The organism is Cupriavidus sp. YAF13 (genome assembly GCF_052113425.1).
Lineage (GTDB): Bacteria > Pseudomonadota > Gammaproteobacteria > Burkholderiales > Burkholderiaceae > Cupriavidus.
This window is the reverse complement of record NZ_JBFRDD010000015.1, coordinates 66,967-82,059: the sequence shown is the minus strand read 5'-3', so window position 1 is coordinate 82,059 and position 15,093 is coordinate 66,967. Positions and strand designations below refer to the sequence as shown.

Annotated in this window: 17 protein-coding genes; 9 read left to right on the top strand and 8 right to left on the bottom strand. The window is 67.2% G+C overall.

From position 1 onward, the window contains the following. Positions 1-11 precede the first annotated feature (11 nt). The 5 genes from AB4061_RS14740 to mltG all read right to left on the bottom strand — a co-directional run bounded on the left by AB4061_RS14740 (position 12) and on the right by mltG (position 3,861). Positions 12-533: a GNAT family N-acetyltransferase gene (locus AB4061_RS14740; RefSeq protein ID WP_441634916.1), complete on the bottom strand. Its 522-nt coding sequence runs from the start codon at positions 531-533 to the stop codon at positions 12-14. 82 nt (positions 534-615) lie between these two features. Further along, a complete protein-coding gene (locus AB4061_RS14735) occupies positions 616-1,053 on the bottom strand; it encodes a PilZ domain-containing protein (protein WP_237717190.1) in 438 nt (145 codons plus the stop codon). A gap of 64 nt (positions 1,054-1,117) precedes the next feature. Next, positions 1,118-2,125: a DNA polymerase III subunit delta' gene (locus tag AB4061_RS14730; protein ID WP_441634913.1), complete on the bottom strand. Its 1,008-nt coding sequence runs from the start codon at positions 2,123-2,125 to the stop codon at positions 1,118-1,120. Between the two features lie 117 nt (positions 2,126-2,242). Further along, positions 2,243-2,857, bottom strand: coding sequence for a dTMP kinase (gene tmk / locus AB4061_RS14725; RefSeq protein WP_174426361.1), 615 nt, complete (start codon positions 2,855-2,857; stop codon positions 2,243-2,245). 8 nt (positions 2,858-2,865) lie between these two features. Continuing rightward, on the bottom strand, positions 2,866-3,861 hold the full coding sequence (gene mltG, locus AB4061_RS14720; RefSeq protein WP_441634911.1) for an endolytic transglycosylase MltG: 996 nt from the start codon (positions 3,859-3,861) through the stop codon (positions 2,866-2,868). A gap of 189 nt (positions 3,862-4,050) precedes the next feature. Here mltG and ygfZ point away from each other — a divergent pair, with 189 nt between their 5' ends. The 3 genes from ygfZ to AB4061_RS14705 all read left to right on the top strand — a co-directional run bounded on the left by ygfZ (position 4,051) and on the right by AB4061_RS14705 (position 6,304). After that, positions 4,051-5,046, top strand: a complete 996-nt coding sequence (gene ygfZ / locus AB4061_RS14715) for a CAF17-like 4Fe-4S cluster assembly/insertion protein YgfZ (RefSeq protein WP_441634909.1) — start codon at positions 4,051-4,053, stop codon at positions 5,044-5,046. Between the two features lie 25 nt (positions 5,047-5,071). Then, the gene (locus AB4061_RS14710) at positions 5,072-5,362 is read left to right on the top strand and encodes a DUF4936 family protein (RefSeq protein WP_441634907.1); all 291 of its coding nucleotides are present in this window, start codon (positions 5,072-5,074) and stop codon (positions 5,360-5,362) included. Positions 5,363-5,476: 114 nt separating this feature from the next. Then, complete coding sequence (locus AB4061_RS14705) at positions 5,477-6,304, top strand: NRDE family protein (RefSeq protein WP_441634905.1); 828 nt, start codon at positions 5,477-5,479, stop codon at positions 6,302-6,304. An 11-nt stretch (positions 6,305-6,315) separates the two neighbouring features. On the opposite strand, the gene AB4061_RS14700 is transcribed toward AB4061_RS14705, so the two are convergent. Next, positions 6,316-6,798: a hypothetical protein gene (locus tag AB4061_RS14700; RefSeq protein ID WP_441634903.1), complete on the bottom strand. Its 483-nt coding sequence runs from the start codon at positions 6,796-6,798 to the stop codon at positions 6,316-6,318. A 93-nt stretch (positions 6,799-6,891) separates the two neighbouring features. After that, a complete protein-coding gene (locus tag AB4061_RS14695) occupies positions 6,892-7,791 on the bottom strand; it encodes a LysR substrate-binding domain-containing protein (RefSeq protein ID WP_441634901.1) in 900 nt (299 codons plus the stop codon). Positions 7,792-7,947: 156 nt separating this feature from the next. Here AB4061_RS14695 and AB4061_RS14690 point away from each other — a divergent pair, with 156 nt between their 5' ends. Further along, positions 7,948-9,219: an MFS transporter gene (locus tag AB4061_RS14690; protein WP_441635002.1), complete on the top strand. Its 1,272-nt coding sequence runs from the start codon at positions 7,948-7,950 to the stop codon at positions 9,217-9,219. A 20-nt stretch (positions 9,220-9,239) separates the two neighbouring features. On the opposite strand, the gene AB4061_RS14685 is transcribed toward AB4061_RS14690, so the two are convergent. Continuing rightward, positions 9,240-9,665, bottom strand: coding sequence for a GNAT family N-acetyltransferase (locus AB4061_RS14685; RefSeq protein ID WP_441634899.1), 426 nt, complete (start codon positions 9,663-9,665; stop codon positions 9,240-9,242). Positions 9,666-9,886: 221 nt separating this feature from the next. Here AB4061_RS14685 and AB4061_RS14680 point away from each other — a divergent pair, with 221 nt between their 5' ends. The 5 genes from AB4061_RS14680 to AB4061_RS14660 all read left to right on the top strand — a co-directional run bounded on the left by AB4061_RS14680 (position 9,887) and on the right by AB4061_RS14660 (position 15,044). Next, positions 9,887-10,639: a FadR/GntR family transcriptional regulator gene (locus AB4061_RS14680; protein WP_441635000.1), complete on the top strand. Its 753-nt coding sequence runs from the start codon at positions 9,887-9,889 to the stop codon at positions 10,637-10,639. Between the two features lie 42 nt (positions 10,640-10,681). Next, positions 10,682-11,578: an L-threonate dehydrogenase gene (gene ltnD / locus AB4061_RS14675; RefSeq protein ID WP_043346576.1), complete on the top strand. Its 897-nt coding sequence runs from the start codon at positions 10,682-10,684 to the stop codon at positions 11,576-11,578. 11 nt (positions 11,579-11,589) lie between these two features. After that, positions 11,590-12,894 (top strand): 3-oxo-tetronate kinase, encoded by a 1,305-nt coding sequence (gene otnK / locus AB4061_RS14670; protein WP_441634897.1) that lies wholly within the window; start codon positions 11,590-11,592, stop codon positions 12,892-12,894. Next, positions 12,891-13,529 carry a 3-oxo-tetronate 4-phosphate decarboxylase gene (otnC, locus tag AB4061_RS14665; RefSeq protein ID WP_267603086.1) on the top strand — a complete coding sequence of 213 codons (639 nt, stop codon included), beginning with the start codon at positions 12,891-12,893 and terminating at the stop codon, positions 13,527-13,529. The genes otnK and otnC overlap by 4 nt, the downstream gene beginning before the upstream one ends. 183 nt (positions 13,530-13,712) lie before the next feature. Next, entirely contained in the window at positions 13,713-15,044 is a 1,332-nt protein-coding gene (locus tag AB4061_RS14660) for an MFS transporter (protein WP_441634894.1), read from the top strand. Positions 15,045-15,093 lie beyond the last annotated feature (49 nt).

Below are 15,093 nucleotides of genomic sequence, written 5' to 3'. Positions count from 1 at the left end.
CGCGAGCGTTCCTACTCGGCTGGCTTTGTCAGATGCCGCCCGAGGATGATCAGGTCGCGCTCGACCCCATCGAGCACAGCCACGCGCGGCAGGTTACCCCAGCGCTCGAAGCCCAGCGAGGCGAACAGGGCCAGGCTGGGCGCGTTATGGCCAAAAATGAAGCCCAGCAGCGTATTGACCCCGATTTGCGGCGCATGGGCGATGGCCTGCTGCAGCAGGTAGCGCCCCAGGCCCTGCCCGCGGCGGGTCGCGTCCAGGTAGATCGAGACTTCGGCGGTGGCGCCATAGGCCGGGCGCCCGTAGAAGTCGGAAAAACTGAGCCATCCGGCCATGCGCCCTTCACCGTCCTCGGCCACCCACAGCGGACGCCGCTCCGGCTGATGCTCATCGAACCAGGCCTGGCGCGACTCCACCGCCACGGGCTCGGTGTCTGCCGTGACCATGCGTGAAGCGACGGTGCTGTTGTAGATGGCGACGATGTTGGCCAGGTCACGCTGCAGCGCGGGCCGCACGGTAAAGGCGGAATCACTCATTGCTGAATATCTTCTCGGACAGGCTAGAAAATTTTAAAAAAACCAACTACATCAAATACTTACGCCACAAAGATGAAGTCAATTATAACGTTTGACTGGGCCGACCGGACTCAATTGTCTTGCCCAGGATCTCTTCCACCGCGCGGCGCAGGTTGCGGCCGTTGTCGTCATCCGGCAGGTGAATCCCAATGCCGGGCGTCTTGTTGGGCGTGCCAACCGGGGTAATCCATGCCACCTGGCCGGCAATCTGGTACTTCTGCGGCCGGTCCAGCAGCGAAAGCACCAGGAAGACTTGCTCGCCCAGCCGAAAGGGCCGGTTGCTCGGGACAAAGATGCCCCCACGGTGCAGGAACGGCATGTAGGCCGCATAGAGGCCCGCCTGGTCCTTGATCGACAGCGAAAGCACGTTGGGCCGGGAAGCTGCGCCCGGGACCGTCGGCGCCCCGATGCCGCCGGCGGCGGCCAAGCCTGCGGCTCCGGGAACGCTGGCGCCCCGTGCCCCTGTCACCTCTGTATTCATGACTGACCCCTTGTTGCTGACTGTTGGCCTTCAGGCCATATTGGATTTGTTCAACGTCTTCGGCTTACTGAAACAACTGCCGGTATTCCAGAAACACGGCCTCCATCACCAGCCGAGCCGCCAGCGGATGGTTCTCGCTGCGGCGATGGCCCACGAGCCGCGTGGAGAACGCCTGCAACCGGTGTGCATCGGTTGCCTGTGCGCAACGCGCCAGGGCCGCCTGCTCGCGCGGGAAATAACGCGGCCCCGGCGTTGCGGCCAAGCGGGCCGACAGCAGATCGTACGTCCAGCGCTGCAGGATGCCAAGCACCGATGGCACCGGCAGCTTCTGCACCTGCTCGGCCGCCGCCAGCGCATCGAAGCCGGCGCCGGCGCCAAGCTGGCTCACCAGCCAGCGCTGCATCGGCTGCTCCTCGGCCTCGGCGGCATGCAACGCGGTCAGCGGGGAACCGCCGGCCAGCGCCAGCTGCGCCTCGGCGTCTCCCACGCCCTGGCTGCTCAGCCAGCTCATGGCCGCAGCGGCCGTGGGCCGTTGCACGGAAAACTGGCGGCAGCGCGACAGGATGGTGGGCAGCACACGATCCAGCCGGTCGGTCACCAGCAGGAACACGGTGGACGGCGGCGGCTCCTCCAGCGTCTTGAGCAAGGCGTTGGCGCCCTCATGCTGCAAGGCGTCGAGCGGATACACCACCACCAGGCGCAAGCCGGCGCGGTGCGTGCCGATGCCGACCGTTTCAATCAGGGCCCGCACCTGCTCCATGCGGATAACCTTGCTGGGCGCTTTCTTCTTGCCGCTTTCATCCGTCGGCGCGTCGTCCGTCGCCTCCATGGCCTCCGGGCGCACCACGCTGAAGTCCGGGTGGTTGCCCTGGCTGAACCAGTGGCAGGCCGAACATGTGCCGCAAGGCTGCCCGTCGGGGCGCGGCGTCTCGCACAGCAGTCCCTGGGCAAAATGCAGCGCCAGGTCGCGCTTGCCGATGCCTTGCTGGCCGTGAATGAGCAAGGCATGCGGGAGCCGCTCGCGCAGCGCGTTCAGCCGTTGCCAGTCTTCTTTCTGCCAGGGATAAAGCATGCGGATCAGTGAGTTAGGGTTGAAACTTCGTGTAACTACGCACGTGGCGCGAGGGATAGAGGACGACAGGCTCGGCTATCCCCGTCCCTCTCAATACGCTCGATTCCTGCTGCCAATTCAAAGTGTTGCGAGGATTTTCTCAAGCTCTACCTGAATCTCGGGGATGCTCCGAGTCGCGTCGATGACCCGGAAACGCTGTGCAGACTCCGCCGCGCGGCGCAGGTATTCCTGCCGCGTGCGCTCGAAGAAGGCACGCGATTCGGCCTCGAACTTGTCGGGCTCGCGTGCGCCGGCCAGGCGCGCGCTGGCGGTTTCCAGCGGCACATCGAACAGSAGCGTCAGATCMGGCTGCAGACCATCCTGCACCCAGGTCTCCAGCACTTCGAGCCGTGCGCGCGGCAGGCCCCGGCCACCGCCCTGGTAGGCAAAGGTGGCATCGGTGAAGCGGTCGGAAACCACCCAGTCACCGCGCGTCAGCGCGGGTTCGATGACTTCGGCAATATGTTCGCGGCGGGCCGCGAACATCAGCAAGGCCTCGGTTTCGAGATGCATCTTGCGGTGCAGCAGCAACTGCCGCAGATCCTCGCCAAGCGGCGTGCCGCCGGGCTCGCGGGTGGTAACGACCGATGCGTTACCTGCCAGCCGGGCGCGCAGGCGGTCCGCCACCCACTCCACGTGGGTGCTCTTGCCGGCACCGTCGATGCCTTCGAATGTGATGAATTTTCCGCGCATGGGGAGACTTATTTGCCGCGCTGGTATTTATCTACCGCGCGGTTGTGTTCGGGAAGCGAGTTGGAGAAATGGCTGCTGCCGTCGCCGCGCGCCACGAAATACAGTGCGTCGGACGGGGCCGGCGCGGTGGCGGCGGCCAGCGAGGCCAGCCCGGGCAACGCGATCGGGGTGGGCGGCAGGCCGTTGCGCGTGTAGGTATTGTAAGGGGTGTCGGACTGCAGGTCGCGCTTGCGGATATTGCCCTCGAACGCCTCGCCCATGCCGTAGATCACCGTGGGATCGGTCTGCAGCATCATGCCCTTCTTGAGCCGGTTGATGAACACGGCCGCGATCAGCGGGCGCTCGGCTTGCTGGCCGGTCTCCTTCTCCACGATCGAGGCCATGATCAGCGCCTCATAGGGCGACTTGTATGGCAGGTCAGGCGCCCTGGCGTTCCAGACATCGGTCAGGCGCCGCTGCATGGCGCGATAGGCATGCTTGTACAGTTCGAGATCGCTGCTGCCGCGGGCAAACAGGTAGGTGTCGGGGAAAAACAGGCCCTCCGGCGTCGGCTCGGGCGCACCGATGGCCTTCATCAGTTCCGCGTCCGACAAGCCGCGGCTCTCGTGCTTGAGCGCCGGATGCGCATCCACGGCGGCGCGCATCTTGCGGAATTCCCAGCCTTCGATGACGGTCAGCACATAGTGGTTGACCTCGCCCCGGGCGATCTTGCCGATCACCGACAGCGGCGTGGCACTGCTGTCGAACTCATAGCCCCCGGCCTTGAGGTCGGCGCCATGACCGGTAAGCCGCACCAGCAGCGCGAACAGGCGGGGGTCCATCTGCACCCCGCCACGCTGGATCTGGCGGCCAACGCTGGCCACACTGGAATTGGGCTTGATCACCACCTCGATGGGCGAGGCTGTCAGCGCGAGCGGGCGATTGGCCCACCAGGCAAAGGCGCCGGCGGCGGCAATCGTGAAAATCACGGCGACCAGCAGCAGCCGCAGGAAAAGACGTTTCATGTAAAAGAGAAAGTAGCGGCGCACAATGCACCGCGGCAAAGCCGGGCTCACCCAGTGTCGACCATGGGCATCCCGGCTGAAATGGCGACAGCCTCATATAATACCGGGAGCCTTGCACCTTTAGCCGCTTGTAGCTCCTTGCACCTTCCATCCGGCGCGCCCGTGCGCCCCTTGCTTGCGATACCTGCCATGAATGCCCCTGCCCCAGACCGTGCCACCCAGTTCGAAGCCGTGCGCCAAAGTGGAGTCGTCTGCCGACCCGCGCACCTGGGCCTGATCCGGGTTGCCGGCGAAGACGCCGGCAGTTTCCTGCATACCCAGCTGACCAATGCCGTGGATGACCTTGCCGCCGGCACCGCCCGCCTGGCCGGCTACTGCTCGCCCAAGGGACGGCTGCTGGCCAGCTTCCTGATGTGGCGTGACGAGGAAGGCATCGTCCTCCAGCTGTCCGCCGACCTGCAGCCCGCTATCCAGAAGCGCTTGTCGATGTTCGTGCTGCGCGCCAAGGCCAAGCTGTCCGATCTCACGCCGGCCCGCGCCGTGCTGGGCGTGGCAGGTGCCAATGGCGCCACCGCCCTGCAGGCGGCCGGCCTGCCCGCGCCGGCCGAGCCCTGGGCCAGCGCCGCGGCCGCCAGCGCCACCGTGATCCGGCTGCCCGACGGCGCCGGGCTGCCGCGCTGGCAGGTAGTGCTGCCGGTCGAACAGGCCGACGAAGTCCAGGCTGCGCTGTCGGCACAGCTGGTGCCGGTGGATGCCGTGGTGTGGGACTGGCTGGAAGTGCAAGCCGGCGTGCCGCGCATCGCCGCTGCCACGCAGGAGCAGTTCGTGCCTCAGATGATCAACCTGGAACTGGTTGGCGGCGTGAGCTTTCGCAAGGGCTGCTATCCGGGCCAGGAAATCGTTGCGCGCAGCCAGTACCGCGGCACGCTCAAGCGACGCATGTGGCTGATCCATGGCGAAGGCGAAGCGCCGGGCGCGGCCACGGAGATCTTCCGCCCCGAGGATCCTGACCAACCCTGCGGCATGATGGTCAATGCCGCCGCCGCGCCACAAGGCGGCTGGGACGGCCTGGCCGAACTGAAGATCGATGCGGTGGGTGGCGCCCTGCACCTGGGCAGCGCTGCCGGCAGCCTGGTACGCGTGGGCGAGCTGCCCTATGCCGTCCCCTTCGGCGACGCCGCCTGAACCCCTGGCAACACTGGGAATAGCCATGAGCGACCACCTGTACGTCTATTTCCGGGTACCGGAAGCCCGTGCCGAAGAGGCCATCGCGCACTGGCACAGCTGGATGGAGACCGTTGCCGAAGCGAGCGGAATTGGTGGTACGCTCTTACGCAGGCCCGAGGCGCGCGACGGCATGCAGACCTGGATGGAAGCCTACGCCGATGTGCCGCCAGCCTTCGACCAGTTGCTCGACGGGCTGTGGCGGCAAAGCGGGCTGCAGCAGTGGATCAGCGGCGAGCGGCAGGTGGAGCGTTTTGTCGATATCGACCAGCTCTGATGGGGGCCATGGAACGGCCCAGCCACCATGGTCCCTGAATGACAAAGCCGAAGATCGGATCGCAGTCGATGCCGTGAATGTGGCAACCGCAGTGAATGCAGCAAAGGAAGCGCTATGTGCTTGATTCTGGTGGCCTGGCAATCGCACCCGGACTATGCCCTGGTGGTGGCCGGCAACCGCGACGAGTTCTATGCCCGCCCGGCGGCGCCCGTGCATTGGTGGGAAGACGCCCCCCAGGTGCTGGCCGGCCGCGACATGGCGGAAGTGATCGGCGAGCCAGGCACCTGGATGGGCCTGGCCGGCGACGGCCGCTTTGCTGCCCTGACCAACTACCGCGCCCCGTCCGAGAAACGCACCGATGCGCGCTCGCGCGGTGAGCTGGTGGCCGGATTCCTGCGCGGCGACAGCGATCCGCAATCCTATCTGTCCGGGCTGGTGCCCCGCACCGGCGCCTACAACGGCTTCAACTTGCTGGCGTGCAACCTGCGCGAGCTGTGGTGGTACAGCAACCGCGGCACCTCGCCCTATCCGCAGCGCCTCAAGCCCGGCATCTATGGGCTATCCAACGCCTTGCTGGATACGCCGTGGCCCAAGGTGCGCAGCCGCGTCGGCGCGCTCGCCGAAACACTCGCCGCCGACACCGGCCTGGCCGGCGCCAGCATCGAGCCTTATCTCGACCTGCTGGCCAACGATCGCCAGGCCTTGGATTCCGAGCTTCCGCGCACGGGGGTGACCCCGGAGTGGGAAAAGCTGCTGTCCTCCGCCTTCATCCGCTCGCCCAGCTATGGCACCCGCGCCAGCACCGTGCTGCGCGTGCGCCATGACGGCCGCTTCGAGGTTAGCGAACGCAGCTTCGACGCCAACGGCCGCACCGGCGAGGTGTCCTACCGCGGCCACCTGCGCGTTGCCCGCGACGCCGGCTCGGTGCAAGCGCCGCGCTAAGGCTGGCGCGCTCAGTACTGCTGTGCCGCCAGGCCGGCCAGGCGCAATGCCACGTTCAGCGCCCGGATCGCGGCGGGGTCATTGCGCACCGCCAGCAGCCATGCATCCTCGAAGTGCCCGATCTCCAGCAGTTGCATGCCATGCGGCGCCAGTTCGCGGTTGACGTGCGCCAGGTAGAGCCCGGCGGGCTTCATGTCGAAATCGTTGTCGTCACCACCTAGTGGAATGCCGTCTTCGTCGTACAGATCGTCGACGTCGATGGCCGAGACACCCGCCGCGCGCAGCGTGGCGAGGCGTGCCACGGCTTGCACGCCCAACGTGCTGAAATCCCGCCAGTCCACCTTGACCAGGCAGTGCTCCGCCAGCCAGGGTTGCAACCATGCCGAGAGCAGGTCTTCGCCAGCGGGCGGCTCGCCCGACGGCGCACGGTCGAGATCTAGGGCGGGCGTGGCATCGGCCAGGGCCTGGAGCAGGCGGGAACGGATTTCAGACATGGACAAGATCAACGGGAAAGCGATGGCAAAAACAAAGACCGCGATGGTACAGCGTAGGCGGCTGGCTGCAAGCCCCGCAAGCTATCGCTTCATTCAGGCCACAGCCGCCAGCCTGGCGGGCAACGCAGCCCGAACCGCCTCGCTCACGATGCCTGCCAGCCGGGTGGCAGGCGCCTCCAGTTCGGCATCCTTGCGGTAAAGCGCCAGCGCCAGCGAGGGCAACGCAGGCAGCCCGCCCTCTCCCGGCTCCCAGGCCCGCACGGAGGGTGGCAAGCCCATGCCGGTGCGGATGGTCAGCCCCAGCCCGGCCGCCGCCCCTGCCCACAAGCCACCCAGGCTCGCGCTGCTGAAAGCGACCCGCCAGGCAATGCCGGCGCGGTCCAGGGCGGCCGTGCCCGCGGAGCGGAAACGGCACGGCGGCTCGAATGCCACCAAGGGCAGCGGGCCGTTGTCTTGCCACGGCGCACGCGCGCCGGCGGGCCCGATCCAGCGCATCGGCAACATCGCCACCTGCTCCACATGCGGCATCCGCACGCCATCGTCCCACGCTAGCGCCAGGTCCAGGCGGCCGGCGGCCACGCCGTCCAGCAGCTCGGTGTTGCGCGCAACGCGTGCCTCGATCTTCACCTTGGGATGCGCGCGGGCGAACCGGCCGAGCACCTCGGGCAGCAGCACCTCGCCAAAGTCCTGCTGCAGGCCGAACCGCACCCAGCCCTCCAGCGCCACGCCGTGCACGGCGGCGGCGGCCTCGTCGTTGAGCTCCAGCAGCCTGCGGGCATAGGCCAGCATGGTCTCGCCCGCCTCCGTCAGCGCCAGTCCCCGCCCGGCCTTGCGAAAGATCGCCGTGCCCGCCTGCTCCTCCAGCTTCTTGAGCTGCGCGCTGACCGCCGAGGTGGAGCGGCCCAGCCGGTCGGCGGCCCGGGCATAGCTGCCGAGTTCCATGCCCACAACGAAGCTGCGCAGTACATCGAGGTCGAAGTTCACCGCTGCCATGTCAAACCATCCTGTTATTTGGGATGTTCAATCAATAATTATCTGATATTCAGGATCATTCTGCGGCGGCAGAATCAGTGCGTCAAGGCCTGCATGTGCCGTTTTCCCAAGGATGATCCCGTGCCCCGCGCTCCTGCTCCGCTCCCTTTTGCCGCTGTGCCTGGCCCTGCCGGCGCAGCCCTCGCCCCACGCCATGGCCCGGGCCATCGCTGGAAAGTGCTGGCCCTCGGCGTCGCGGCCAATGCCAGCTTTGCCGCGGCGTTCTCGGGCATTCCCACCACCGCGGTGCTGATGCGCGCCGGCTACCGGATCAGCGATGGCGAGCTGGGTTTTTGCCTGGGCATGATGGGACTCGGCATTGCGGTGAGCGAAGTGCCGTGGGGCTTGCTGACCGACCGCTGGGGCGACCGCCGCGTGCTGCTGACCGGCTTGATGGCCACCGCGCTGTGGCTGGTGCTGATGGCGGTGTTCGTAGCGCCGCTGCCCGGCCATATTCCCGGCAACGCTGTGCTGGCGCTAGGCCTGCTGGGGCTGGGCCTGCTGGGCGGCAGCGTCAACGGCTCCAGCGGCCGCGCCGTGATGGCATGGTTCCGCGAAGGCGAACGGGGCCTCGCCATGAGCATCCGCCAGACCGCGGTACCCGCCGGCGGCGGGATGGGCGCGTTGATGCTGCCGATGCTGGCGCAGTCCTTTGGCTTTGCCGCCGTCTACGGCGCGCTGGCCGTGTTCTGCGGCGTCACCGCGGCCTTTGCCTGGCACTGGATGCACGAGCCGCCGGCCGAGCCGGCGCGCGCCATGTCGCCGGCAAGCGGTGCGCCCGGCAAGGCAGGGCCCGGCCCGTTAAGAAGCGCGCAGGTCTGGCGGCTGGTGAGTGGCATGGGCCTGATGTGCGTGCCACAAGTGGCTGTGCTGACGTTCGCAACGGTCTTTCTGCACGATTTCAGCCACATCGGCATTGCCGCTGCGGGCATGGCCGTGGCGGCGGTCCAGGCAGGTGCTGCCGTCATGCGGGTGTGGAGCGGCCACTGGACCGACCGCCATGGCAACCGCCGCGCCTATATGCGCGCCTGCAGCTTGTTGACCTTGCTTGTGTTCGCCATGCTGGCGGGGCTGACCTGGCTATGCGCCGCCGCACCGGGCTGGCACGCCGTGCTGACGCCAGTGCTGATGGCATGCCTGGTGCTGGGCGGCATCTGCACTTCGGCCTGGCATGGCGTGGCCTTCACCGAGCTGGCGACGATCGCGGGCGCCAGCCGTGCAGGCACCGCGCTCGGGCTGGGCAATACCTTTGCGTTTTCGGGTTTCTTCCTGGTGCCGCTGGCGATCCCGGCGATGGCCGCCGGCTATAGCTGGGCGGCCGTGTGGCTGGCGGCCAGCGTGAGCGCGCTATTGGCGCGGCCCTTGTTTGCGCGGCAGGCCCGCGCCTGACGACAAGCCGCCGATTGCATTCAGCGCAGCAATTTGCGCATCTCCACGTGAGGAATGCCGGCCTCTTCGAATTCCTCGCCGACCTGTTCGAAGCCCACGCGCGCATAGAACGGTGCGGCGTGGCGCTGCGCATTGAGCACCAGCTCAGCGTAGCCAAGCTCAGCGGCCTTGGCCATCAGCGCATCCAGCACCATGGCGCCGACGCCGCTGCCGCGCGCGGGCTTGAGCACCGCCATGCGGCCGATGTGGCCGTCCGGCAGCAGGCGGCCTGTAGCCAGCGCACTGCCGTCCTCGGCCAGCGCCAGGGCGTGCCAGCTCGGCTCATCCCATTCGTCCCATTCCAGCTCCACCGGCACGCCCTGTTCTTCGACGAAGACGGCATAGCGGATGGCGCGCGCGGTATCGCGTGCTTCGGACCAGGAGGCAAGGCGGATGGTGATCGTCATCGTTGTTCGGTGCGCAAGGCGCAAAGCGGTGAAAAAACGGCCAGAGGGGCGGCCGTCATGATACTCCCGCCGCGGCGGGGGCAAGCGATGCCAGTCATTGCTGCAATGCAACATGGAGAAAGGGATAGGGGCGAAGGTATGGGGTAGGGGTAATTCCCGATCCGCATCCTTCCTGGAAAATTTGTATGATGACCATATTACCTAATCACCTGAGGCCTCCCGTGTTCCAGAAAGTCCCGGCCCGAGCCCTGACAGACACCGTTGCTGAACAGCTGCTGGAGAAGATCGAAAGCGGCGCCTTCGGCCGTGGCGACAAGCTGCCCACGGAGGCGGTACTGTCCGAGGAATTCGGCGTCAGCCGCACCGTGATCCGCGAAGCCATCGCCCGGCTGCGCCACGAGGGCGTGGTGGAATCGCGCCAGGGCAGCGGCGTGTTCGTCACCGAGCAGGCCGGCATCCGGCCGCTGCGGATCGACTACACCGATGTGGCCACGCTCGAATCGGTATTGCATATCGTGGAACTGCGCCGGGCCATCGAGGCCGAGGTGGCCGCACAGGCGGCGCGCGACCGCACTGATGCCAGCATGACGGCCATCGACGCCGCACTCGCCGGCATTGACGCTGAGGAGGCCGCCGGCGGCGATGGCGTGGCGGCCGATGTGGCCTTTCACCGGACCATCGCCGAAGCCACTGGCAACCCGTTCTTTCTCAAGACGCTGGCGTTCCTGAGCCAGTACCTGGAAACCGCCACCCGCGTGACCCGTACCAACGAGGCACGCCGCGCGGATTTCTCGCGCCAGGTGCGCGAGGAACACCAGGCCATCGTGGCCGCCATCCGCGCCGGCGACGCGCTGGCCGCGCGCAACGCGGCCGAAACCCATATGTACAACGCGGCGCGGCGCCTGTCCCATGGCGGGCAGCCCGAGACCGCCACCGACCTCGCCGACGCGCCCGCGCGCGGCCTTTCCCACTGATCCACTGATCCGCTGATCACCGCCCTCCTGGCAGGAGTCTTCATGAGCAAATCAATTGGCGTCATCGGCCTCGGCGCGATGGGCAACGGCGTAGCGCACAGCCTGCTGCGCGCCGGCTTCAAGGTACATGCCTGCGACCTGCGGCCCGACGTGCTGCAGCGCTTTGCCGACGCGGGGGGCATCCCCTGCGCCAGCCCGGCCGAGCTCGGCGGCAAATGCGATGTGGTGGTCACGCTGGTGGTCAACGCCGCGCAGACCGAAGCCGTGTTGTTTGGCGAACAAGGCGCGGCAAGCGGCCTGCGCCCTGGCACGCTGGTCATTGCCAGCGCGACCGTGCCGCCGAGCTTCGCCGAAGCACTGGGCAAGCGGCTGGGCGAGCGCGGCATCCTGCTGCTGGACGCACCGGTTTCCGGTGGCGCCGCCCGCGCCGCCAGCGGCGAAATGACCATGATGACCTCGGGCCCGGCCGAAGCCTATGCGCTGGCCGAGGACGTGCTGGCTGCCATGGCCGGCAAGGTCTACCGCCTGGGCGACGCGCATGGCGCGGGCTCCAAGGTGAAGATCATCAACCAGCTGCTGGCTGGCGTGCATATCGCCGCGGCGGCAGAAGCCATGGCGCTGGGCCTGCGTGAAGGCGTGGATGCCGATGCCCTGTATGAGGTCATCACCCACAGCGCGGGCAATTCGTGGATGTTCGAGAACCGCGTGCCGCATATCCTGTCGGGCGACTACACGCCGCTGTCCGCGGTCGATATCTTCGTCAAGGACCTCGGCCTGGTGCTCGATACCGCGCGCACCAGCAAGTTCCCGCTGCCGCTTTCGGCTGCGGCGCACCAGATGTTCATGATGGCATCCAGCGCGGGACACGGCGGCGAGGACGATTCCGCCGTGATCAAGATATTTCCCGGCATCGAGCTGCCGGCGAAGAAGGCCGAGTGAGGCAAGCCAGCATGACCGCACAGAACCCTTCCTCGCGCGCCCTGCTCGGCTGCATCGCCGATGACTTCACCGGTGCCACCGACCTGGCCAACACGCTGGTGCGCAACGGCATGCGCACCGTGCAGACCATCGGCGTGCCGGCGGGCGGCGCGGCGCTGCCCGGCGTGGAGCAGGCCGATGCGCTGGTGGTCGCGCTCAAGTCGCGCACCATCCCGGCGGCCGACGCCATCGCGCAATCGCTGGCCGCGCTGCGCTGGTTGCAAGCCCAGGGCTGCCGCCAGTTCTTTTTCAAGTACTGCTCCACCTTCGACTCCACCGACGCCGGCAATATCGGCCCGGTGGCCGAGGCCCTGCTGGCGGCGCTTGGCAGCGACTTCACCATCGCCTGCCCGGCATTCCCGGAGAACGGCCGCACCCTCTTCCGCGGCCACCTGTTCGTGGGCGATGTCCTGCTCAATGCGTCGGGCATGGAGAACCACCCGCTCACGCCGATGCATGATGCCAACCTGGTCCGCGTGCTGCAGCGCCAGAGCCAGGCCAAGGTGGGCCTGCTGCGCTACGACGCCGTGGCGCGCGGCGGCGACGCGGCCCGCCAGGCCATGGCCACCTTGCGCGGCGATGGCGTGAAACTGGCGATTGCCGATGCCGTGAGCGATGCCGACCTGCATACGCTAGGCGAGGCGTGCGCCGACCTGCCATTGCTCACCGGCGGCTCGGGCCTGGCGCTCGGCCTGCCCGCCAACTTCCGCCGCGCCGGCTTGCTGCCGCAACGCGCGGATGCCGACAGCATGGCGCCCGTGACCGGGCCAGCGGTGGTGCTGGCCGGCAGCGCGTCCAAGGCGACCAATGCGCAGGTGGCGCAGTGGCTCGTGGCCAAGCGCCCCGCCCTGCGCATCGACCCGCTCGCGCTGGCGCAAGGCGCGCCCGTGGTTGAGGAGGCGCTGGCCCTGGCTGGCTCCCATGCCGAGCCTGTGCTGTTTTACGCCACCACCACGCCGGAGGAGGTCAGGTCGGTGCAGGCCGCGCTGGGCGTGGAGCGCGCCGGCCATCTGGTCGAGCAGGCGCTGGCGGACATCGCCGCCGCCCTGAAAGCACGTGGCACGCGCCGCTTCGTGGTGGCCGGCGGCGAAACCTCGGGCGCGGTGGTGCAGGCGCTGGGCGTGCAAGCCCTGCGCATCGGCGCGCAGATCGCGCCGGGCGTGCCCGCCACCGTCACGCTGGAAGCGCGGCCGCTGGCGCTGGCGCTCAAGTCCGGCAATTTCGGCGGCATCGACTTCTTTGACGAAGCACTACGCCAGCTTGGAGGTGAAGCATGAGCACCGAAGCCAGCCTGCGTGAAGAAATCTGCCGCATCGGCGCCAGCCTCTACCAGCGTGGCTACACGGTCGGCAGCGCCGGCAATATCAGCGCGCGCATGGAGGACGGCTGGCTGATCACGCCGACCGATGCCTGCCTGGGCATGCTGGACCCGGCCGCCATTGCCAAGGTCGACAGCGGCGGCAATTGGGTGGCCGGCGACAAGCCGTCCAAGACGCTGACCCTGCACCGCGCCATCTACGACAACAACCCCCAGGCCCATGGCGTGGTGCATACGCATTCCACCCACCTGGTGGCGCTGAGCCTGGCAGGCGCATGGCAGCCAGACGACGTGCTGCCGCCGATCACGCCTTACTACGTGATGAAAGTCGGGCATATCCCGCTGATTCCCTACCATCGCCCGGGCGACCCGGCGGTGGCGGCACGCGTTGCCCAGCTTGCCGCCGAAGTGCGCGGCGTGCTGCTCGCGCGCCTTGGTCCGGTGGTGTGGGAGGCCACCGTCTCGCGCGCCGCCTTCGCGCTCGAGGAACTTGAAGAAACCGCCAAGCTCTGGCTGATGCTCAAGGACAAGCCTGACCCGCTCGACGAGCAAGCGCTGGCCGAACTGCGCGATACGTTCAAGGCGCGCTGGTAGGGACCACGCGCGCAGGCACGACAAAGCCCCAACAACAAAAACACAAGCAAAGCCGAACCGCCCGCCGCCCGCCCTGGCTAACGCCTGGGCCGCGGCAAGGGCAGCGTTCGCCCCTGGTTTGCCGCCAACAACGGGCATCAAGCCGGAACCAAGCTGGAACCAAGCCGATATACGGAGACAACCATGCATGCATCCACCCAGGCCGCGCTAACCGGCGCCGGCCAAGACATCGACCGCGACATCGAGAAACGCGCTTACAGCAAGGTGTTCTGGCGCATCATGCCGTTCCTGATGCTGTGCTACGTCATCGCTTACCTGGACCGCGTGAACGTGGGCTTCGCCAAGCTGCAGATGGCGCAGGACCTGGCGTTTTCCGAAACCGTGTTCGGCCTTGGCGCCGGGCTGTTCTTCATCGGCTACTTCCTGTTCGAAGTCCCCAGCAACCTGCTGATGCACAAGCTCGGCGCGCGCGTCTGGATCGCGCGGATCATGATCACGTGGGGCATCATCTCGGCGCTGTTCGTCTTCGTGAAGACGCCCACCACCTTCTACATCATGCGCTTCCTGCTCGGCCTGGCCGAGGCGGGTTTCTATCCCGGCGTGATCCTCTACCTGACCTACTGGTATCCGGCCAACCGGCGCGCCAAGATGATCGCGCTGTTCATGTCGGGCATCCCGGTGGCCGGGATGTTCGGCAACCCGCTGTCGGGCTGGATCATGGATGCCTTCCATGACTACGGCGGCATGCGCGGCTGGCAATGGATGTTCCTGATCGAGGCCCTGCCCGCGCTGCTGATCGGCATCATCACCGTGTTCGTGCTCAAGAACGGCATCGACCAGGCGCCGTGGCTGGACGCCAACGAAAAGCGTGTGCTCAAGCGCAATATCGAGGAAGACGCGCGCCAGGCTGGCGCCTCGGGCACCGGCCATTCGCTCGGCGCCGTGTTCAAGGACAGCCGTGTCTGGTGGATGTGCATGATCTACTTCTGCTTTGTCACCGGGCAATATGCGCTGACGTTCTGGATGCCCACACTGGTCAAGACCAGCGGCGTTACCGGCAACCTCAATATCGGCCTGCTCAGCGCGATTCCATTTATCTGCGCCATCGTGGTGATGAACTTCCTTGGCCACAGCGCCGACGCCCGCCGCGAACGCCGCTGGCACCTGATCGTGCCGGCGCTGATGGGCGCGGTGGGCTTTGCCATTGCCGCTTCGTTTACCCACAATACCGTGGTGGCCATCGCCGCGCTGTCGCTCGCCGCCGCCGGCGTGCTGACCTGCGCCCCGCTGTTCTGGTCGCTGCCCACCGCCTTCCTGTCGGGGCTGGCTGCTGCCTCGGGCATTGCGGTGGTGAATTCGGTGGGCAACCTGGCGGGCTTTGTGGCACCGTACATGGTGGGCTACCTGACCGACCTCACCCACAGCACGCAGTCGAGCATGTATGTGCTGTCGGCCATGCTGGTGCTCGGCGCCGGGCTGGTCTGGCTCACCCCGGCCAAGCTGGTCAACCGCTAGGCCAAAAACACAAGAACTCAAGAACACAAGAACTCAAGAACCACGCACT